Annotated in this window: 16 protein-coding genes; 6 read left to right on the top strand and 10 right to left on the bottom strand. The window is 66.3% G+C overall.

Annotation, left to right across the window (positions count from 1 at the left end):
* The first annotated feature begins 26 nt into the window (after positions 1-26).
* Positions 27-773 carry a 16S rRNA (uracil(1498)-N(3))-methyltransferase gene (locus tag H5V43_RS14375; RefSeq protein WP_099185415.1) on the top strand — a complete coding sequence of 249 codons (747 nt, stop codon included), beginning with the start codon at positions 27-29 and terminating at the stop codon, positions 771-773.
* 115 nt (positions 774-888) lie between these two features.
* On the top strand, positions 889-2262 hold the full coding sequence (locus H5V43_RS14370; protein WP_025549406.1) for a glutamate--cysteine ligase: 1374 nt from the start codon (positions 889-891) through the stop codon (positions 2260-2262).
* 96 nt (positions 2263-2358) lie between these two features.
* On the opposite strand, the gene H5V43_RS14365 is transcribed toward H5V43_RS14370, so the two are convergent.
* The 3 genes from H5V43_RS14365 to H5V43_RS14355 all read right to left on the bottom strand — a co-directional run bounded on the left by H5V43_RS14365 (position 2359) and on the right by H5V43_RS14355 (position 4999).
* Positions 2359-3654, bottom strand: coding sequence for a methyltransferase family protein (locus tag H5V43_RS14365; protein WP_025549405.1), 1296 nt, complete (start codon positions 3652-3654; stop codon positions 2359-2361).
* A gap of 101 nt (positions 3655-3755) precedes the next feature.
* The gene (locus tag H5V43_RS14360; RefSeq protein ID WP_099185602.1) at positions 3756-4382 is read right to left on the bottom strand and encodes a DUF1345 domain-containing protein; all 627 of its coding nucleotides are present in this window, start codon (positions 4380-4382) and stop codon (positions 3756-3758) included.
* A 41-nt stretch (positions 4383-4423) separates the two neighbouring features.
* Positions 4424-4999: a peptidase S14 gene (locus H5V43_RS14355; RefSeq protein ID WP_025550553.1), complete on the bottom strand. Its 576-nt coding sequence runs from the start codon at positions 4997-4999 to the stop codon at positions 4424-4426.
* A 140-nt stretch (positions 5000-5139) separates the two neighbouring features.
* Here H5V43_RS14355 and ruvA point away from each other — a divergent pair, with 140 nt between their 5' ends.
* From ruvA to ruvB, 3 genes are all read left to right on the top strand, one after another.
* Positions 5140-5748 (top strand): Holliday junction branch migration protein RuvA, encoded by a 609-nt coding sequence (gene ruvA, locus H5V43_RS14350; RefSeq protein ID WP_099185416.1) that lies wholly within the window; start codon positions 5140-5142, stop codon positions 5746-5748.
* 75 nt (positions 5749-5823) lie between these two features.
* A complete protein-coding gene (locus tag H5V43_RS14345; RefSeq protein ID WP_025550554.1) occupies positions 5824-6150 on the top strand; it encodes a GIY-YIG nuclease family protein in 327 nt (108 codons plus the stop codon).
* A 58-nt stretch (positions 6151-6208) separates the two neighbouring features.
* On the top strand, positions 6209-7228 hold the full coding sequence (ruvB, locus tag H5V43_RS14340) for a Holliday junction branch migration DNA helicase RuvB (RefSeq protein WP_025550555.1): 1020 nt from the start codon (positions 6209-6211) through the stop codon (positions 7226-7228).
* A 107-nt stretch (positions 7229-7335) separates the two neighbouring features.
* Here ruvB and H5V43_RS14335 read toward each other — a convergent pair whose 3' ends face one another.
* The 6 genes from H5V43_RS14335 to H5V43_RS14310 all read right to left on the bottom strand — a co-directional run bounded on the left by H5V43_RS14335 (position 7336) and on the right by H5V43_RS14310 (position 17746).
* Complete coding sequence (locus H5V43_RS14335) at positions 7336-11073, bottom strand: calcium-binding protein (protein WP_099185417.1); 3738 nt, start codon at positions 11071-11073, stop codon at positions 7336-7338.
* 128 nt (positions 11074-11201) lie between these two features.
* Positions 11202-12563, bottom strand: coding sequence for an HlyD family type I secretion periplasmic adaptor subunit (locus H5V43_RS14330; RefSeq protein ID WP_025550557.1), 1362 nt, complete (start codon positions 12561-12563; stop codon positions 11202-11204).
* Positions 12563-14251, bottom strand: coding sequence for a type I secretion system permease/ATPase (locus H5V43_RS14325; RefSeq protein ID WP_025550559.1), 1689 nt, complete (start codon positions 14249-14251; stop codon positions 12563-12565). Before H5V43_RS14325 ends, H5V43_RS14330 begins: the two co-directional genes overlap by 1 nt.
* Positions 14248-15414 (bottom strand): glycosyltransferase, encoded by a 1167-nt coding sequence (locus H5V43_RS14320; protein WP_025550561.1) that lies wholly within the window; start codon positions 15412-15414, stop codon positions 14248-14250. Before H5V43_RS14320 ends, H5V43_RS14325 begins: the two co-directional genes overlap by 4 nt.
* Positions 15411-16745, bottom strand: coding sequence for a pectate lyase family protein (locus tag H5V43_RS14315; protein WP_025550563.1), 1335 nt, complete (start codon positions 16743-16745; stop codon positions 15411-15413). Before H5V43_RS14315 ends, H5V43_RS14320 begins: the two co-directional genes overlap by 4 nt.
* Positions 16742-17746 carry a sulfotransferase family protein gene (locus tag H5V43_RS14310; RefSeq protein ID WP_025550565.1) on the bottom strand — a complete coding sequence of 335 codons (1005 nt, stop codon included), beginning with the start codon at positions 17744-17746 and terminating at the stop codon, positions 16742-16744. Before H5V43_RS14310 ends, H5V43_RS14315 begins: the two co-directional genes overlap by 4 nt.
* A 203-nt stretch (positions 17747-17949) precedes the next feature.
* On the opposite strand from H5V43_RS14310, the gene H5V43_RS14305 reads away from it, so the two are divergent.
* Positions 17950-19275, top strand: a complete 1326-nt coding sequence (locus tag H5V43_RS14305; RefSeq protein ID WP_025550567.1) for an O-antigen ligase family protein — start codon at positions 17950-17952, stop codon at positions 19273-19275.
* 105 nt (positions 19276-19380) lie between these two features.
* Here H5V43_RS14305 and H5V43_RS14300 read toward each other — a convergent pair whose 3' ends face one another.
* Complete coding sequence (locus H5V43_RS14300) at positions 19381-20358, bottom strand: 2OG-Fe(II) oxygenase family protein (RefSeq protein ID WP_025550569.1); 978 nt, start codon at positions 20356-20358, stop codon at positions 19381-19383.
* Between the last annotated feature and the right edge of the window lie 235 nt (positions 20359-20593).

The raw sequence follows: 20593 nt of genomic DNA, 5'->3' as shown, positions 1-20593 counted from the left end.
CTCAGCCCGAACGGAGTTCGAACCGAATGACCGCAACCCCCGCCTGGCCGCCGCAAAGCGCCCCGCGCCTCCATGTCGAAACCCTGCTTGGCGCGGGCGTTTCCGTGCCCGTCGACGGCAACCCGGCCCATTACCTCATCAGCGTCATGCGGGTGAAGCCGGACGACATCGTCCTGCTGTTCGACGGCCGCTCGGGCGAATGGGCGGCCCGGGCCCGCGACATCCGCCGGCGCGACCTGGTGCTGGAGGTCGTCAGCCAGACCAGGCCGCCGGAGGACGTCCCCGATTTCTGGCTCTGCTGCGCGCCGATCAGGAAGGGCCGCATCGACCTGATCGCGGAAAAGGCCTGCGAACTGGGGGTGGCGCGGCTGCAGCCCGTGCTTACCCGCCGCGCCGTGGTGGACCGGCTCAATCTGGATCGCCTGCACGCCCATCTGGTGGAGGCGGCCGAACAATGCGGCCGCACCGCGCTTCCCGACCTTGGGGAGATGGTGAAGCTCGACGCGCTGCTTCGGGATTGGCGCGACGATCGCTGGCTTTTCTTCGCGGACGAGACCGGCGGCGAACCGCTGGCCGATACGCTCAAGGCCCATCCCGGCCCCGCGGCCTTCCTGATCGGCCCCGAGGGCGGCTTCGACCCCGCCGAACGCGAAGCGATCCGCGCGCACCGCCAATCCGTGGCCGTCTCGCTCGGCCCCCGCATCCTGCGCGCCGAAACCGCCGCCATCGCCGCGACGACTGCATGGATGACGATCAACGGGGACTGGCGATAAGGGTATCCCAACATCGTTTTCTTCCGCAACCGGATTGAAGCCGTCATCAACGCAGCTTATTTGAGCGCCGAACGTTGCGGCTTTGACGCAACCGGGGGAAAGATTAAGGCGGGGCATGAGCACCAGAACCGACTCAGGGGGGACCGATCCCATCATCGAGAGCCGCGACCAGTTGATCGCGGCCTTCGCCAAGGGCGCCAAGCCCAAGGATCGCTGGCGCATCGGCACGGAGCATGAGAAATTCGTCTATGCCAAGGCGGATTTCCATGCGCCCAGCTATGATGAGCGCGGCGGCATCCACACGCTGCTGATCGGCCTTACCCGCTATGGCTGGAACCCGGTGTTCGAGGGGGAGAATATCATCGCCCTCTCCGGCACCGACGGCACCATCAGCCTGGAACCGGCGGGGCAGCTCGAACTGTCGGGCGCGCCGCTGGAAAATCTGCACCAGACCTGCGCGGAGACCAGCCGGCACCTGGAACAGGTCAAATATGTCGGCGACATGCTGGGCCTGGGTTTCCTGGGCCTGGGCATGTGGCCGGACAAGACGCGCGAAGAACTGCCCATCATGCCCAAGGGCCGCTACGACATCATGCTGCGCCACATGCCGCGCGTCGGCACGATGGGCCTGGACATGATGCTGCGCACCTGCACCATCCAAACCAACCTCGACTATGGCAGCGAGGCGGACATGGTGAAGAAGTTCCGCGTCTCGCTGGCCCTGCAACCTCTGGCGACCGCCTTGTTCGCCAATTCGCCCTTCACCGAAGGCAAGCCCAACGGCTTCCTCTCCTATCGCAGCCATATCTGGTCGGACACCGACCCCGGCCGCACCGGCATGCTGCCCTTCGTGTTCGAGGACGGCTTCGGCTATGAACGCTATGCCGACTATGCGCTCGATGTGCCGATGTATTTCGTCTATCGCGACGGCCGCTATATCGACGCGGCGGGCCAGAGCTTCCGCGACTTCCTGAACGGCGAACTGCCCGCCCTGCCCGGCGAGAAGCCGACCGAGAAGGATTGGGAGGATCATCTTTCCACCGCCTTCCCGGAGGTGCGGATGAAGAGCTTCCTCGAAATGCGCGGCGCGGACGGCGGGCCGTGGAACCGCATCTGCGCGCTTCCGGCGCTGTGGGTCGGCCTGCTCTATGACGAAGGCGCGCTGGACGCCGCCTGGGATCTGGTCAAGGACTGGAGCATGGAGGAACGGCAGGTTCTGCGCGATTCCGTGCCGAAACTGGCGCTGGATGCCCCCATCGGCGGCAATCGCAAGCTGCGCGACATAGCGGGCGAAGTCCTCGACATCGCCCGCAGCGGCCTTTCCGCCCGCGCCCGGCTCAATGCGTCGGGCGACAATGAAAGCGGCTTCCTCGCCCCGCTGGACGAGATCGTGGCGTCGGGCCGGACCCATGCCGAACGCCTCCTCGCCCGCTATCATGAGGAATGGAAGGGCGACCTCAGCCAAATCTACGCTGAAGAAAGCTTCTAGGCGGGATCGACGGGATGCTCGAGGGCGACGGCATCCCCCATTCGTCATGCTGAATTCGTTCAGCATGACGGGCCTTCGAATGCAGGAAACGAACAGCTATTCGGCAGGCTGAACCGCGCTCAAAGGCTTCCGCCCCGCTACCCATCCAAAAAAGCGCGGCACTGCACCATTGCGCGCCATCCACTCGCTATAGGCCCGATATTCCGGATCGGCGCTCAAATGCGCTTCCTCGGTCTTCGCGCGCCAATAATAGACCGCGTTGGTCACGCCCAGCAGCGCGCAGTTCCGCACCACATCGGTCAAACTCCCCGACAGGCTCAAAAAAGGCAGGGCTGAAAACCACCAGAACAGATTCTTCGACAGATAGGCCGGATGCCGCGTCCAGCGATAGGGGCCATGCGTCAGAATGCCCCGATGCGTCAGGTTGGAAAAGCGCAGCCCGAAGGCGACCGTCGCCCAGGCGTAGATGGCCGTCAGCAATACCAGCCATCCGCCCAGCAGCCATTGCAGGACGCCATGCCCCCGCGTCCAGACATCCCATTCCGCCCCGCCCGCATGATAATCGAGCGGGCCGCCATTGCCCATCAGCACGAAGGGCGGATAGCAGATCAGCGCCGCCACCCACCCTGCCAGCAGCGGATTGGCGGTGCGGATATGCGAATCCAGCGGCTTGCAGGTCAGCATATAGCCGACGGTCGCCATGCAGACGTCGATCATGAACATGACCGCGATCAGGAAGCTTGCCAGAGCCACCGGATGGCTGACCGCATCCTCGATCCGCCATTCGACCACGCTGGCGAAATTGCCGGGCACGATCGACAGCATGAAGGCAAGGAAGAAGCCCTTCACCGCCCAGGCCCGGGCATGATGGGCGACCTCGGCTTTGTCCGCAGCGCCGGCGGCCCCGCCGATCACCCATTGACCGAAGGCATAGCCTGCGTCCCTGGGCTCAACCAGTCGCCGGTCCAGCCAGATCACATAGGGCACCGATGCCGCCAGCAGCCAGGGCGCCGCGCCCATCAGCACATTCATGGAAAGGCGATAATCCCCGCTCCAGTACCAGCGGGCGATGCAATAGAAGACCGCTATGGCAAGCCATGTCGCCCACAGGCCGGCGATCTTGACGATGCTGACATCCAGCACCGCCCGCCACGGCCGCGCAGGCGCGGTCCAGTCGATCCCCGTCGATGCGCGGCGATGCACCTTGTCGACCAGCAGCGACCACGACACCATCGGCAGGCCGCAGGCGACGACCGCGGCAAAACCCGCATTCGGCCCATTCATCCCATAATGGCGCGCGACCAGCGTCCAAAGCCCCAGCCCGACCAGCCCGGCCACGCCAACACCGTGGCTGACGGCGGACTTCGGACAGGGATCGGCTTTGTCGCTCATGCCGCGGACCTAGCGGAAATTGGTAAACAACCCCCGAAGGTCGGAAGGGGGGAATGTCCGCATCTGGCCACATCCTGAACGCCTGCTTCAAACCCGTCGGTTCAGATGCCGCCCAGCACATTGATGGTGAACGCCAATATGCCCAGGTTGAACAGGAACGCCGCGAGGCAATGGAACAGCGCCGCCTGCCGCATGCCCCGGCTGGTCACCGACACGTCGGATGTCTGGAACGTCATCCCCAAGGTGAAGGCGAAATAGAGGAAATCCCAATAGCCCGGCTCCTGCATGTCGGGAAAATCAAGCCCGCCGCTGTCGCCGCCCTTGCCATCGGCCAGATAGAAGATATGCGCATAGTGCATCGCATAGACAAGATTGGAAAACAGCCAGGCCAGCGCCAATGTGGCCAGCAGCAGCGCGACCGCCGCCTTGCTCGGCCCGCCATGCTGGCTGACTGCCACGCCGACGGCGACCAGGATCACCACCGACACGATCCCGGTCAGCAGCAGCATCAACTGCCGGTTCGCATCGTTTTCCGCCGCCTTGCGCCGCATCGCGTCCGCATCGGAATCCAGCAGCGGCCAGACCGACAGGATGAACGCCAGCGCCGCCAGGTCGAACCCTGCCATCACCGCCTCATGCCAGCGCAGCACCAGGCCGAACGGCGCCATGCTAGCCAGCAGGGCCAGGAACATGCCATAACGCCAGGGAAATATCCGGGATCGGTTCATGGGCGCATCAAAGGCATAATCCGTGCCCTGCACAAGACGCTTTATATCACCGCCGCGATCAGCCCTAGCGCCTGCGCTTCGTTCGCCTCCAGATACCAGTTTTCCGGCGCGCGGTTCAGCAGTTCCTCCATGGAAACCTGCGATCCCAGGATCAGGTTCGCAAAGCCCTCATTCTGGATCGCGATCGACGCCTCTATCTCATGCAGCGTCGCCTTGAGCGAGGCGATGCAGGTCGACAGCGGCCCTTCCAGATGGATGTCCCGGGTAATGATCCGCTCATGGATCATCAGCCGCGTGCCCCGCGCCAGATAGCGGTTTTCCGCCGCGAAGAAGCTCATGAAGGTCACGCCCGCCGAATAGACCGCCGTCTTGCCCAGGAAAACCAGCCGCCGGTCAGGATAGAGATCGGAATGGAAGCGTATATCCTCCCCCATCATCCGGGCGATTTCCGGGTCGCCGCCCAGGGTGGCGATCTCCACCACCACCAGCCCCTGCTGCGGCGCGGACGAAAGGCAATTGCGGAAATGCAGATACATGCCATGGTCGACATAGCCCGACAGCATGATCGCGGGAAATTCGAAATCCTTGGGGCCTAGCAATGGCGCCTGAATCGACATGAAAAACGGCTCCTTCCTTCGCCCCTCGCCGGCTGCTCTACGCGCGGGCCGGCAAATGGTGCCTTTGCTCCGTCGGTTTTTAGCTGGCGCCCTGCCGGAGACGCCCCTAAAGAACAGACCATGACCAAAGGGCGGGGCGCATGATCGCGAAACTGAAAGGGCGGCTGGACAGCACGGGCCTGGACCATGCCATCATCGATGTGGGCGGCGTCGGCTATCTGGTCGGCGCCTCCTCCCGCACCCTGTCGGCGCTGGGGCCGGTGGGGGAAGCGGTGACGGTCCATACCGAACTGCTGGTGTCGGACGATGCGATCCGCCTGGTCGGCTTCGCCCGGGCGGAGGAGCGCGACTGGTTCCGCCTGCTGACCGGTGTGCAGGGCGTGGGTTCCCGCGTGGCGCTGGCCATACTTTCAGCGCTGGAACCGGCGGAACTGCACCGCGCCGTCGCGACCGGCGACAAGGCGATGATCGCCCGCGCCAACGGCGTCGGCCCCAAGCTGGCCCAGCGCATCGCCAATGAGCTGAAGGACAAGATCGGCGCCGTGCCCACGCCGGCCGGCGGGATCGGCGGCGGGTTCGCCCCGCTGCCGACCGGCGGACACAGCGCCGATGCGATCTCCGCGCTGCAGAATCTGGGCTTCAAGCCCGCCGAAGCCAGCACCGCCGTCGCGGCGGCGGAAGAGGAACTGGGCGAGGGCGCGTCGCTGGACGCGCTGGTCCGCCTGGCGCTCAGGAAAGCGGCGAAATGATGCGCCTCCCCCTCCACACCCGTCATACTGAACTCGCTTCAGCATCCATTTCGCCCCTCGCGTCGAAGGGAGGGAATGAAAGAACCATGCGTCTATATCCTGGCCAGTCATCCCTATGGCACGCTGTATATCGGGGTGACGTCGAATCTGCCTGGGCGGCTGCATCAACACCGCACGAACGGCATCCCGGGTTTCACTGGGAGATATGCCGTCCACAGTCTCGTCCGTTTCGAAATGTGCGAAACGATGGAACAAGCTATCAACCGGGAAAAGCAGCTCAAGCGCTGGCATCGGCAGTGGAAGATCAATCTGATCGAGTCCGAAAATCCGCGGTGGATCGACCTGGCTCCGGGCCTTGGTTTATCGCCTCTCCATCCGAACCAGCGGCACGATGGATGCTGAACCGAAGGTCGGCGCAAACCAAACGAGTTCAGCATGACGGTTGGGGTGAGTGTCGCGCATGAGCGAGGATCGCCTGATCTCCTCCACCCGGCGGGTCGAGGATGCCGACGCCGCGCTGCGGCCCAAATCGCTTGCCGAATTCATCGGCCAGCAGGGCGCGCGGGAAAATCTGCGTATCTTCATCGAGGCCGCCCGGGGCCGCGGCGAGGCGCTGGATCATGTGCTGTTCTTCGGCCCGCCCGGCCTTGGCAAGACGACGCTGGCGCAGATCGTCGCCCGCGAAATGGGCGTGGGGTTCCGCGCGACATCCGGCCCTGTGATCGCCAAGTCGGGCGATCTGGCCGCGCTGCTCACCAATCTGGATGAGGGCGACGTCCTCTTCGTGGACGAGATCCACCGGCTCAACCCCGCGGTCGAGGAAGTGCTCTACCCTGCCATGGAGGACCGGGCGCTCGACCTGATGATCGGGGAAGGCCCCTCCGCCCGGTCTGTGCGGATCGACCTGCCGCCCTTCACCCTGGTCGGCGCGACCACGCGGCAGGGCTTGCTGACGACGCCCCTGCGCGACCGATTCGGCATTCCGGTGCGGCTGCAATTCTATACCGTCGACGAGCTGGAACTGGTGGTGCGCCGCGCGGCCCGGCTGCTGGACCTTGCCATCACTTCCGACGGCGCGGTGGAGATCGCCAGGCGTTCCCGGGGCACGCCGCGCATCGCCGGACGGCTGCTGCGGCGGGTGCGCGACTTCGCCAATGTGGCGGGCGCCCCGGCCGTGGATGCGAAGGTGGCCGATGCCGCGCTGACCCGGCTGGATGTCGACCATCTCGGCCTCGACCTGATGGACCGCCGTTACCTGACCATGATCGCTGACATCTATCGCGGCGGGCCGGTGGGAGTGGAAACGCTCGCGGCAGGCCTCTCCGAAGCGCGCGATACGATCGAGGAAGTGATCGAGCCTTATCTGATCCAACTCGGCCTGATCGCCCGCACTGCGCGAGGACGCTGCCTCAACGGGCCGGGCTGGAAGCATCTGGGAATCAATCCGCCCTCCAATGTCCAGGATGGCTTGTTCGATTAGGATCGGCAGGTTCCTTCGACTGCCTGCAAGGCAGGCGCTCAGGACAGGCTCAGGGCGAACGGGAAGAAAAAAGCGCGCGGGCTGCGTCCGATTTAACGCAGCGCGCTCTAGAAGAAACTGCTCGAATCCACCCCCGCCAGGCTGTTGACCCCGACAAGCTGGATGCTCTGTTCGAATGCGCCGTCGCCATTGGCGTCGTAGAATATCCAGCCGTCCGTCGACCCGGCGACGAAAGCCACATGATTGACCCCGGCGGTCATATTGGCAGCAGCCAGCGCGTCGGAGAAGCTGTTGGTGGCAATGGTCCGTTCGGCATAGTCGACGGCGGGCAGGGAGCCGTTCAGGAAGTCCAGGTCGATGCGGTCGCCCTCGCTCGCCTTGAAGTCGGTGATCCGGTCATAGCTCGCCGTGTTGAGCGTCGTGTCGCCGCGGTTGAACAGGAAGACATCCGCCTCCGTCCCGCCGGTCAGCGTGTCCTTGCCCGCGCCGCCGATCAGCGTGTCGCTGCCCGCGCCGCCCTTCAGCGTATCGCCCGCCGCCCCGCCGTCCAGCAGGTCGTTGCCCGCGCCGCCGTCCAGGCTGTCCTGCCCGTCCTCGCCATAGAGCCGGTCGTCGCCGCCATTGCCCAGCAGGGTGTCGTTGCCCAGGCCGCCCCAGAGGCCGTTATTGCCGCCATTGCCCGTCATGCTGTTGGCGATGTCGTTGCCGATGCCGTCGATCGGGTCCGTGCCGGTCAGAACCAGCTTCTCGATCTCGGCCGCCATTTTGTAGCTGACCGAGGCGCTCACCTGATCGGTCCCCTCGCCCGCCAGTTCGACGATCAGGTCGTCATTGGCGCTGTTGCCGTCGTCGGACCAGCTGTCGACGATATAGCTGTCATTGCCCAGCCCACCGGCCATGTTGTCGGCGCCCGTGCCGCCGTCCAGATAGTCGTCGCCCAGCCCGCCGATCAGCATGTCGCTGCCGTCGCCGCCGAAGAGGGTGTCGTTATCGTCACCGCCGTCCAGCGTGTCGCCGCCGCCCATGCCATAGAGAATGTCCGCGCCCGTTCCGCCCGACAGAATGTTCGCCGCGTCATTGCCGGTGATCGTGTTGGCCAGATCATTGCCCATGCCGTTGATCGCCACCGCGCCGGTCAGCGTCAGCTTTTCGACATTGGCGGCAAGGCGATAGCTGACGGAGGCATAGACAAGATCGCTGCCGCCCCCCGCCAGTTCGATCACCTGATCGTCATTGCCGGCAAAGCCGTCGTCCGACCAGGTGTCGACATAGAAGATGTCGTTGCCTGCGCCGCCATCCATATAGTCGGCGCCCGCCCCGCCATCGATGACGTCATTGCCGGCAAGGGCGTAGATGGTGTCGTTGAGGGCAGTCGTCTGATAGGCGAGCACGGTGGTCGTCGGGCCGATCGTGTTGTTGCCCGATGATCCGGTGATCGTCCTCCCGTTTTCCGCGACATCGGTGATCGTGATGGACAAAAGCTGATCATCGACGTTGCTGCCGTCGGTTGCGCGCACCGTCACCTGATAGACGCCGTCGCCATCGGCATCGAGCCGGTTCTCATAATCGGGCGGGTTGATGAAGGACAGCGCGCCGGTCACCGGATCGATGGTGAAAAGCGCGGCGTCCGCTCCCCCTGAAATGGCGAAACCGGGGACGGGGCCGTCCGCATCGGTGGCCGCCACCACGGTCACGGCGCTGGCATTTTCCGCCATGCTGATCGACGCCGAGGCGCCGCCGCCATTGGAGGTTATGACCGGCGCATTGTCGTTCAGATTGGTAATGCCGATGGCCAGGGTCTGCGAGACGCTGTTGCTGCCGTCGCTCGCGCTGACGATCACATGGTAGAGGCGGTCGCCATTGCTGTCGTCCGGCGCTTCATAGTCCGGAGCCGTCCTGAAACTCAGCGCGCCCGTCTGCGGGTCGATGGTGAACAACGCCGCGTCAGCGCCGCCGCTGATGCTGTAGCTGAGCGCAGCGCCATCCGCGTCGCTGGCCTGCACGGTGGCGGCAAGCAGGCTGTTTTCCGCGACGGAGAAGGCGACCGAAGCCGCCCCGCCATAAGAGGTCAGCACCGGCGCATTGTCGTTGAGATTGGCGACCGCGACTGCCAGCGCCTGGCTGTCGCTGTTGGTGCCGTCGCTGGCCTGCACCACGACATTGTAGATATTGTCGTGATCGGCGTCGGCGGCGGCTTCATAATCGGGCGCGGTCTTGAAGCGGAGAACGCCGGTTGCCGCATCGATTTCGAAGAGCGCGGCGTCCGCTCCGCCGATGATGGCGAAGCTGATCGACGGGCTGTCGGCATCGGTGGCGGTCAGGCCGGTCACCGCGGTCGCATTCTCGTCGACGGTGATCGCCGCGCTTGCGCCGCCGCCATTGGAGGTGATGACCGGCGCAAAACCGTCCGGCACATCGTTCACGGTCACGGAGAGCGTCTGCGTGTCAACGCCGCCATTGCCGTCATTGGCGGCAACGATCAGTTGATAGACATTATCGCGGTCGGCATCGGCCGGGCTTTCGAAATTGGGCGCTGTGAGGAAACGCAATTCGCCCGTCATCGCGTCGATCGCGAACAGCGCCGCGTCCGCGCCTCCCACGATGGAGAAGGAGACCGTCTGTACCATGTCGGGGTCCGTCGCGGTGACGGTGGTCACGGCGGTGCCGTTCTCATCGACCGCCAGCGCCGCGCTGGAGCCGCCGCCGTTCGAGGTGATGACCGGCGGGGCGTTCAGCGCGGTGGAAGGCGTCGTCATGTCCGCGAACTGGAAAAATTCCACGTTGCGGACTGTCTTGCTGCCCTCCGGAGAGCCTGCACGCTGGTCGACCGCGACATAGCTGCCGTCGGTCTGGAGCGTGAAGACATAATCCATCCGGTTGCCCGAAAAGACGAGCGTGTCGACGTCCGCGCTGCCGTCGATCACGTCATTGCCCGCACCGGCGAGGATCGTGTCGTTGCCTGCGCCGCCATGCATATAATCGTTGCCGCTGCCGCCATCCAACATGTCTTCGCCGCTGCCGCCATACAGCTCGTCGCTGCCCGCGCCGCCATAGAGCTGGTCGTTCCCGGCATCGCCGTTCAGCGTATCGTTGCTGTTGGTGTCGGCATCGTCGCCATGGAGAATGTCATTGCCCGACCCGCCCGACATATTGTCGCCGCCGGCCTGGCCATAGAGGATGTCGTCATCGTCGCCGCCGGTCATCCTGTCGCTGCCGCGCCCGCCATAGAGGATGTCGTTGCCCGTGCCGCCGTCGATGGTGTCGTCGCCCGAAATGTTGTTGAAGCCCAGATCGTCGCCATAGAGCAGGTCGTCGCCCGCTCCGCCGGAAATGGTGTCGCTGCCACGCCAGCCGAAGATGATGTCGTTGCCGCCGTCGCCCTGAAGATTATCCTTTCCCGCGCCGCCGATGATGACATCATTGCCGAGGCCCGCCTGGACCAGCACGTCCTTGGCATAGTCGATCCCGCCCGCCCCATGCGCCGTCAGGTCGATGATGTCGTCGCCGTCGCCCAGCCAGAACTGCTCGATATTGTCGAAGCTGCCGAAGCCGCCTGCGATCACGCCATTATTGTAGAAGATCGCGTCGGACAGGTTGGACCCGTAGATGACGTCCGTGCCGGTGCCCCCCATCAGCAGGTCCATGGAAATCTGGATGTTGCTCGCCGTCAGTTGATAGGCGGCGGCGCTGCCGGTGAGAATCGCGGAGTTCCAGACGAGTTGCGCCAGCACCGCATCGGGGCGCACCGTATCGAGATTGGCGAGCCGGGTGAAGGCGAAGAACTGGTCCTTCTCACTCCCTGCCGTGATGGTCTGGCTTCCCACCACGTTGAAGAAATTCGCCATGCTCGCCCCCTGTCCAGCGTCCTTGTGAAAGGTCCGAAATCCTTAGCGGCAAATCGGGCGGAAGCGGTGGGGTCTTAGGGATAGCGCCTACACCTTCGGGAGTGCGCCTATGGGTGTAGGAACAACGTCTACTGCTCGCGGAAGGAGCGCCACATCGTATCGGCAAGGGGATCGATCATATATTGCAGCGCCGTCCGCCGCCGCAGCGGCACGACCACCTCCACCGGCATGCCCGGCTTCATCGCGAAATCGCCTTCCCGATATTGCCGGATCAGCGCGATCTGATCGGGGGCGATGGTCACTTCTCCCGCGAAATAGGCGATGCCCGTCTTCTCCTCGACGAAGCTGTCCGCCGATATGCGCGTCACCTTGCCCTCTATGATCGGCAGGCTGCGCCCCGGAAAGCCGGCGAAGCGTATCTCCGCCTTCTGCCCCACCGCCAGATCGTCCACATCGGCGGGGGAAAAGCGCGCCTCGATCACGACGGCGGAATCGCGCGGCACGATGTCCATCAGCGTCTGTCCCGCCGCGATCACCCCGCCCACCGTATGCACGCTGAGGCCCACCACCGTCCCGCTAACCGGCGCGCGCACCTGCGTCCGGGCAAGTTCGTCCCGCGCCGCGCTCCATTTGGGCAGCACGTCGCCCAGCAGCGCTTCGGTATCGCGCAGGTCGGAGGTCACCTTTTCCTGAAGATTCTGCTTCGCCTCCAGCGCCTTCAGCCGCGCTTCGCCCACCATATTGGCCGCACTGTCGCGCGCCGCGCTCAGGCGACCGCGCTGGCCGATCAGGTCCGCCCTGGCCCGCTCCAGCGCGCGGATGCGCGTCTTGCTGACGAAGCCCTTCTCCGCCACGGTGCGCAGGCTCTCCAGTTCGTCGGTGATGAGCCGCTCCTGCTCGATCACGGAGGCGACCTGCTCGCGATAGCCCATGGCCTGAGACCCGGCCTGGCTCCCCTCATGCATCGCCACGCCCTGTTGCGTGCCGAGCAGCGCCGACCGCGCCGCCATCTGCGCCTGCTGCGCGCGCATCGCCGCCTGCGCATCGGCGCGGTCGTCCCCGGTCAGCGTGCGGAACTCCACCGGCGCCTCCATCCCCGCCCCAGCCTGTTCGGCGCGCAAACGGGCGCGCTGGGCGATCAGCCAGATCGCCTGAGACGCCAGCACCCGTTCCTGCGCGGCCACGGCAGGCGCGGCCAGCCGGATCAGAACTTCGCCCTGCCGGACGCGCTGCCCCTCCTTCACCAGGATCGCCGCAACGATGCCGCCGTCGCGATGCTGCACGCTCTGCCTTTGGCCGGCCACGGTCGTCCGGCCCGGCGCCAGCGCCGCCGCGTCCAGTCGGGCAAAGGCCGCCCAGCCGAGGAACAGCAGGAAAAACGCCGCCGCCACCAGCAGGCCGCCGCGCACCTCCGGCCTGGGGTCGACCGCCACCGGCGGCGGCGGGCCGGGCGGCGGCAACAGCAAAGGCCGTGTGGTCCGCATCAGCATCAGGCCGCTCCCGCCACAGGCGCGGGACGGGGACGGGTCAGCGCGCCCAGCACCTGATCGCGTGGCCCGCTCATCCGCATGCGGCCATTGTCCAGCACGAGTATGCGGTCCGCCGGTCCCAGCAGGCCGGTCCGGTGCGCCGTCACCATGATCGCCGCGCCGCGCGCCTTGGCCCTGGCCAATGCCGCGATCAGTTGCGCCTCCCCATCGGAATCGAGATGCGCATTGGGTTCGTCCAGGATCAGCACCGCCGGGTCGCGGAACAGGGCGCGGGCCAGCGCGATCCGCTGCGTCTGGCCCATGGACAGCCCCATGCCGCCCCAGCCCAGCATGGTGTCATAGCCCTGCGGCAGTCGCAGGATCATCTCATGCACGCCGCACGCCTGTGCCGCCGCAATGACGTCGGCGTCTATCCGCGCGTCGGCGTCCGGATCGGCAAAGCGGGCGATATTGTCGCGGATCGACCCGGCGAAAAGGGAAAGTTGCTGCGGCATATAGCCGACATGCACCGCCAGCGCATCGCCGTCCCATTGCGACCGTTCCGCCCCGTCGATGCGGATTTCGCCCCGGTCGCAGGCGATGGCGCCCGCCACCAGCCGCGCCAGCGTGGACTTGCCCGCGCCGCTCGCGCCGATCACCGCGACCATCTCCCCCGGTCCGACTGTGAAGGAGAGGTTGTTGAGGATCAGCCGTTGGGAATGCGGATCCTCGATGGTCACGCGCTCCACATCCACCCGGCCTTTCGGGCGAGGCAGGCTGGTCTGGGGCATGTCGTCCGCCGCGCCGTCGAGCCAGGCCATGACCTCCCCATGGGAGGCCCTCGCCGCGACGAAGCTGCGCCAGCTTCCCACAAGCTGGTCGACCGGCGCCACCGCCCGCCCCAGCAGGAAGGAGGAGGCGAAGATCGCGCCGCCGGAAATCTGCCCGTCTATCGCCAGCAACGCCCCCAGTCCCAGCGCGCCGGATTGCAGCATGTTGCGCAGGAAGCGGCTCACCGCCATGCGGCTGCCAGCGGCGAAGCTGGCCTCCGCCTGCCAGCCGAGCATGTCCTCCCTTTCGGCAAGGTGCCGTCGGACCATCGCGCCCTGCATGCCCAGCGCCCGCACCGCTTCGGCCCCCTGCATCGTCTGTTCCTGGCTGCTGTAGGACAGGTTCGCGGCGGCATTGGCCTGCAAAAGGGGCCGGCGCGTCGCCCGGTCGCTGGCCCAGGCGATGGCCACCAGCGTCAGGCTGCCTGCCAGCGCCATCAGCCCGATCAGCGGGTGGATCAGCGCGCAGACGAGGATGTAGATCGGCGTCCACGGCGCGTCGAACAGCGCGAACATGGCCGGACCGGTCAGCGTCTGGCGGAGTTGATCGCATTCGCGGATCGGCTGGCGGCTCCTGCGCCCGATCCCCTCCCCCGCCTGCTGGCGCAGCGTGGCGGCGATCAGCGTCCGCGCCAGCCGCCGGTCCAGCCCGATGCTCGCCCGCACCAATATGCGCGAGCGGATATATTCCAGCAGGGAGAGGGTGGCATAGGCCAGCAGCAGCGCCACCGTCAGGAAGGCGAGCGTGGTCCCGCCCCGCGTCGGCACGACCCGGTCATAGATTTGCAGCATGTAGAGCGTCGGCGCGAGGAACAGCAGATTGGCGAGCGCACTGAACAGCGCCGCCCAGAGGAAATGCCGCTTCACCACGCCCATCATGGCCGCAACGCTTCGTAGATGGCGCAGACCTTGGCGCAATGCGCGGCTTCGCTGAAGCGGGCGCGGGCATCGGCACGGGCGCGCAGGGCCATGGCGCGGACGTCGCCCGGATCGGCGCAGGCCCGGGCCAGCGCCCCGGCGTCGTCCGGCTCGACCAGCAGGCCGACGCCGCCCTCCAGCGCCTCGACATTGCCGCCGGACCGGGCGGCGACGATGGGCGTGCCGACCAGCATCGCCTCCACCAATGTCCGCCCGAACGGCTCGCCCACGGCGGGCACGACCAGCCTGTCGCAGGCGGCGATCCAGAAGGGTCCGGGCGTGCGATAGCCCATCACCCTCACCCGATCCTCCACGCCCTTTTCCGCGATCCGCCTGCGCAGGGCGATGTCCATGGCGGGCACGCGCGCCTCCCCGAACATCAGGCCCATGACCGGCCCTCCCCTCGCGTCCGTCAGCCGGGCGATCATGTCGACGAACAGCAGGGGCCGCTTCCTCGGCACGAAAGCGCCGAAATAGCCCAGCAGCAACGTATCGGGCGATACGCCCAACTCGCGGATCAGCGCCTCCCGCGCTCTGGTCCGGTCCACCTCCAGCGTCGTGTCGAAGGGACTGTGGATCACCGAGGCCCGGTTTCGCGCCGACCAGATGCCGGCGGGCGGCAAAGCGAAGGACGAAACCGCCAGCACCCGATGCGCCAGCGCGGGTGCGAGCAGGCGCAGGCCCAGCGCGCCGGGATCGCCGCGATGGTGCCAGATCAGCTTCGCCCCGGCCAGCCGCGCCGGCAACGCCCAGTTGGCGCTGCTCCGCCCGTCATTGACATGGACGATGTCGACCCGGTTGCGCCGCAGGAACCGGGCACGCGGCAGAACGCCGCCCAGCGTCCGTCCGAATTTCCGCAGGGTGAAGGCCTCGCCCGGCACGAAGAGCCCGTGGGCGGCGGGGTCGTCCATCTGCTCATGCCCGGCGAAGAAATTGGCGATCATGCCGCCGGGCACCTCCGTCACCACCAGCGGACGGTAGAGCGCCGGGTCGAGATGCCCGATCAGCCCCCGCACCGAAATATGGCTGCCGCCGATGCTGTCCCCGGAAAAGGGGAAGCAGATGCGCAGGCGCTCGTCCGGCGCGGCATCCGCAGGCGTCAGGCGGGGCAAGGGCGCATTCATGGCGTCACCCCGTCCATCAGGTCGCGCGCCCGCTGGTCCAGAAACTGGTCGAGATTGGCCAGCCCGTCTCCGTCGGCGTCGGCCCATGGATCGGCCTTGCGCGGATCGGCGCCATGCTCCGCCTCCCACCGGTCGTCCATGCCGTCTCCGTCCGCGTCGGCATAGGGCGTCCCCGGTTCCGGATCGTCGATCAGGCCGGGCTGCTTCACGATATGCCCCTTGCGCTCGCGCACCTGCTTGACGATCCGCCGGTCGAACGGGTCGCGGGGGAAGGCGCCGGCGTCGCTCAGCACCGCCTTGTAGGCCGCGTCGGCCGGTTCGGCGGCGATGGTCGGCGGGCAGGGCGGCCGGTCCACCTCCGCCGCCTTCAGCAGGGGAGAGAGATGGACGAAATCCCCGTCGAAACGGTTGTCGGCCAGATAGACCTTCGCCGTCCCCTTCGACCCCATGACGTTGCGCGCCACGCCGATCGTGTCGGGCCGGGTGTTCCGCCCCGCGACGAAGCTGTTGCCGATCAGCGAGACGGGCACGCCGCCGAAGCTTTCCCATATCTCCGCAAATTCCGACTGGCCGTTATAGAGGATGTTGTTGATCACCTCCGCGCAGGAGCCGGGGGGGAAATTGAGGTCCGGATTGCGGTCGCCATTATGGGCGCAGATATTGCCGATGAAGCTTAAATGCTGCGGCCCCCTGGGATCGCTCGCCAGCAGCGCGCATTTGTCGTGCCGCGGTATCCCCTCCGCGAAGATCGAGTTGCTGATCGTGATCCAGTCATTGTCGCCATAGCCGTTGATCAGCTCGTCCCGCGCCCAGCTTGCGCTCACATGGTCGATGATGACCTGATGGCTGTTCTCTATGGTGAAACTGTCTTCCGACCCGCGATGGGCGCCGGTGCGGTCGTTGCGGACGCGGATATGGCGGATGACGATGTCGTGCGTGTTCTTGATCAGGATCGGCGTGCGCCCTTCCGCGCCGCCCGCATGGGCGATGACGATGCCGCCGCCCGGCGCCGTTTGCCCCGCTATGGAGAGATAGGGGTTGGTTATCACCGGCGGGCGCGTGGTGAAGCGGATCGTGCCGCTCACCCGGAATATGCAGACGCGCGGGCCCGTGGCTTCGATGCAGGCGCGCAGGGAGCCCGGACCGCCGTCGGCCAGCGTATCGACGGCGATGACCTGCCCGCCACGCCCGCCCCTGGCCGCCGCTCCATAGCCGACCGCGCCGGGAAAGGCGGGTTCGCCCCTCACCGGCTGCGCCCGCGATTCGCTGCCCGCGCCCGAACAGCCCGCCATCACAATGGGCAGCAGCATGCCGACCAGCCGCCGCCTCATGATTCGTCCCCGCTGCGCAGCGCATAGCCGTAACGTCGCAGCAAGGGCGCGCACAACAGAGTGAAAAGCCGCTGCTTCCACCCCGGCATTTCGCGCTTCCACTTGTCGTCGCCCTTGATGCTGAGCGATTTCTGCATGCGGTGGCGGCTTCCCGCGACCTGGTGCTGCGGCGCGAAGGGGGCGAGGCCGGTGGCGGGCAGATGTGGCATTTCCCCCACCAGCGCGACGATCCGCCCGATAATGCCGCGTGGATCGTCGACAAAATCCTCATATCGCACCCGGATGCAGCGCCCCGGCCCGACCCGGCGGCACAGCATCTCCGCGGCGATGTTCACCATCGACCAGCGCAGGGCGGTGTAAAGCAGGGGCTTGGGCCGCAATTCACGCTGCACCCCCTTCTCAACGCTGCGGCCATGCCCCTTCATCAGCGACCAGGCGACGCCGCGCCCGTCGCGCACCACATGCACGACATGCAGGTCGATGCCCGGCATGGCCGCCAGCGCAAAGGCCCGGCCGGGCAGCTTCGAGGAATCGACCAGTACCGGCCGCCCCGACACCAGCGCCATGCCGCGCAGCAATTTCACGGTCCGGCGAACATGGTCCCGCCATCCCGGCAGCCGCAGCAGCCGTGCCGGGGCCAGCAGCGCCTCCGTCCGCTCCTGCGTGCGGCGGTAACGGGCCAGAAAGCCATCCGGCTCGCCCTGCGTCCAGCCCGTGACGATGGCGCGCCATTGCGGACAGTCCCGCACCCGCGCTCCGCATGCGCAATATTCACCCCGGTCCCAGACATGCCGTGCCAGCGTCGTCACCTCACCCGCGCCCATGATCGCCGGATGCTCGCCCAGCGCGATGTCGAGCAGGGTCGTCCCGCTCCGCCCGTAGCCGGCCACATAGATCAGCTTGACCGGTCCCTGCCGCGCGGCACGAGTCGAAGGATCGACGGTCCGCTCCACCGTCGCCGGCGGTTCGCTGTCGCGCAGGGGCAGGATCGCATCCGTCACCAGGCTTATCCTCGTCGCACGAGACGCCTGCCGGTCCGGCGGCGCTCGGGCTGCCGTTATCCCGTCAGTCCCAAGGCCATTTCAACGGATCACAAGGCTGATCCTCCGGCAAATTCGGATAAGGCGGGCTGGCTGGAATCGCCCGATGCCCTGCCCCGAAGGGCGTTTGCGCGGAGCGGTCGCCAGGCCCAGCCTATGCCACCGTGACGACTCTCGCCAGCCCCGCCTCCCATGGTCCCGCATCGGCCGCCGCGACGGATATTTTCGCGGCGCATGAGGAAATCTGGGACAGAATCGCGCGCTGGTGCCTGATGACGGCGATCTTCCTCAGCGGTTGGGGCCTGCTGCGCGTCGGCCAGATCAATCTCACCTTTTCCGACCTCTTCTTCCTCATCAGCTTCTCCATCTCCGCGTTGCGCGGGCGGCTGAGCGTCACGCCCTTCCGCTCGCTCACGCCCTTCTGGCTCGCGGGGCTGGTGATGATGCTGGGCGGGCTGTTCATCGGATCGATCATCAACGGCGATCCGCTGCGCTGGGTGAACATCGCCCTGCAATATACCGTCGCCTTCCTCTGCATCCCGATCCTGCTGATGCAGCAGGAGGAAGGCACGATCCGCAAGGCGCCGCTGATCTTCATGCTGGGCATCGCCTGTTCCGAAGCGGTCGGCATCGCCGCCAGCGCCTTCCTGACCTATCACGACACGCTGCACTGGCTGGGCGACGGCTTCATCACCGGCAATGGGCGCCTGGGGTCCATGGCGGGCCAGCCCAATCCCAACGGCGCGGTGGTCGCCTTCTCGCTGCCGATGCTGCTCTATTCGATGCGCCATCGGCTGATCGGCGGCCTTGCCGGAGTCGCCTGCCTGATCCTGCTGCTCTGGGGCCTGATGCTGAGCGCGTCCTTCACCGGATTTTCTGCCTCGCTGCTGGCGATCTTCACCACATTGCTGCTGATGGGCGTTCGCTACATCTTCCGCCTGGGGCTGGCGGTGGCGGTGGCGGCCGGGCTGTTCTTCGCCAGCGGCGCCCCGCTGCCCAAGGCTTTCCAGGAGCGCGTCGGCAATGCCGTGGAAAGCGGCGACATCAACCAGGCGGGGACATTCCTCAACAGGTCGCAGCTCATGGAGGAAGCCTGGGGCTTTGCCGAGGACTATACCGTCATCGGCATGGGCGTGGACCGCTATCGCGAACTCAGCGCCTATGACAATCCGGTGCATAACCTGTTCCTGCTGATCTGGAACGAGGGCGGGGCGATCGCCTTTTGCGGGCTGATCCTCCTGCTGGGCCTGATCGCCCTGCTGGCGGCGAACGGACTGCGCACCAGCCGCGACAAGGGCGCAATGGCGGTGGCGGTGGTGCTGGTGTTCCTGATCTACACCCTGTCCTACCCGCACATGTATTCGCGCATGTGGGTGATGCCGGTGATGGTGGCGCTGGCGACGATCTATGTCCCCCGCAAGGCAAGGCCGGAAGCGGCGCGGCTGATCTATGCGCGGCCTGTCGGGCCGCAGCCCCTGCCGGAATTATAGGCAAGGACGGGATTCAATCGGTTTTGCCCTTTGAAACGCGACATGCTCCCGCGAAGGCCCTCACCCAAAGGTGAAAATCCCTGTCTCCTTCTGTCCTGCCCCCGCTTAAGCCGACCCGATCAGCAGCGTCACATTGTCCGTCCGCGGATCGCCGCCGGCCTGGCCGGGGTTTTCCACATGCAGCACGCGGTGCAGCACGTGCTGCATGCCATAGGCCTGCGTCGCCATGCTGCCGGGGAAGACGGCCAGCGTCGCGCGGTCGATCGGCAGGTCTATCCATCGCCCGCCGGCAAAGACCTGCGTCAGCATCTGCGTCCGTTCGCCGCACAGGGCGGAAAAATAGCGATAGTCGAAATGCGCGCCCTCGATCAGCTTCTGGCCCGGCGCGATGTCCCTGCTACGGTCGCGGCGCAGCAACAGGCGGTTGATGCCCTGCAACAACCGCCCAAGGACCGGCACATCGGCCAACAGGCCATAGAGGTCGGACAGGCCGCGCGGGCTGAGCACCCCAGCCGCCTGCCACCGCCTTTCATCCAGCGCGCAGCCCGCACGGCCCCAGCGCCCCAGGGAATTGCGCGCCAGCGCGCCCAGCCGCTCGAAATCGCCCGCGCTTTCCTGATATTTCAGCCTTTGCACCACGACATGGAAATCCCCAGGCGGCGTCCCCTCCGGCGCGAGCGCCGTCATCAACCGCCAGCCGATGGCCCAGCACCGGTCCAGCAGCGCCTGACCGGGGGCATAATGCTGCCCACCCTGCACGAAATAGGCGGGGCGCACGGTGGCATGATCCTCCCCCGCCTCGCGTGACAGGGCCATTTTCCGGGCGATATAGCCATGGCGTCCGGGCTGGAAGTAGAAGAGGTCGCCCAGGCTGGCGGTGATGTCGCCGCTGCCGTGATAGTTGCGGGCGATGTCGACCAGCGGCGCCTCCCAGGGCATCTGCTCCGCCCTGTCCTCCAGCAGGCCGCGCCACAGCTCGGCCACGATTTCCGGGCAACGCACCAGCACCGCGGCATGGCCAGCCCCGAACAGCCGGGCGAGCGATCCCGGTTCCAGTTCCTGATATGCCAGCTCCGCGATCATGGCCGGTCCCCTCGTGCGGAGCGTTCTTATCCTCGATCAACTTTCGCACAATGGCGCGGAATGGGGCGATCCGGAATAGTCAGACACGCATCAGAAATGTGTAGGCTCTGGACCCATTGCTGGCGGGTTCGAGACGCCATCGATGGGTTTTCGGTCAGGACAGGGCATGAGCCCCCGCCTTGATCCGAAGGGTTTAGCACCTATGCGCATCGCCGGTCCCCGATGCGCTTTTGCG

The organism is Sphingobium fuliginis, assembly GCF_015074805.1.
Lineage (GTDB): Bacteria > Pseudomonadota > Alphaproteobacteria > Sphingomonadales > Sphingomonadaceae > Sphingobium > Sphingobium fuliginis.
Note: the sequence above shows the minus strand (reverse complement) of the source record. Positions and strands in the feature narration are given on the sequence as shown.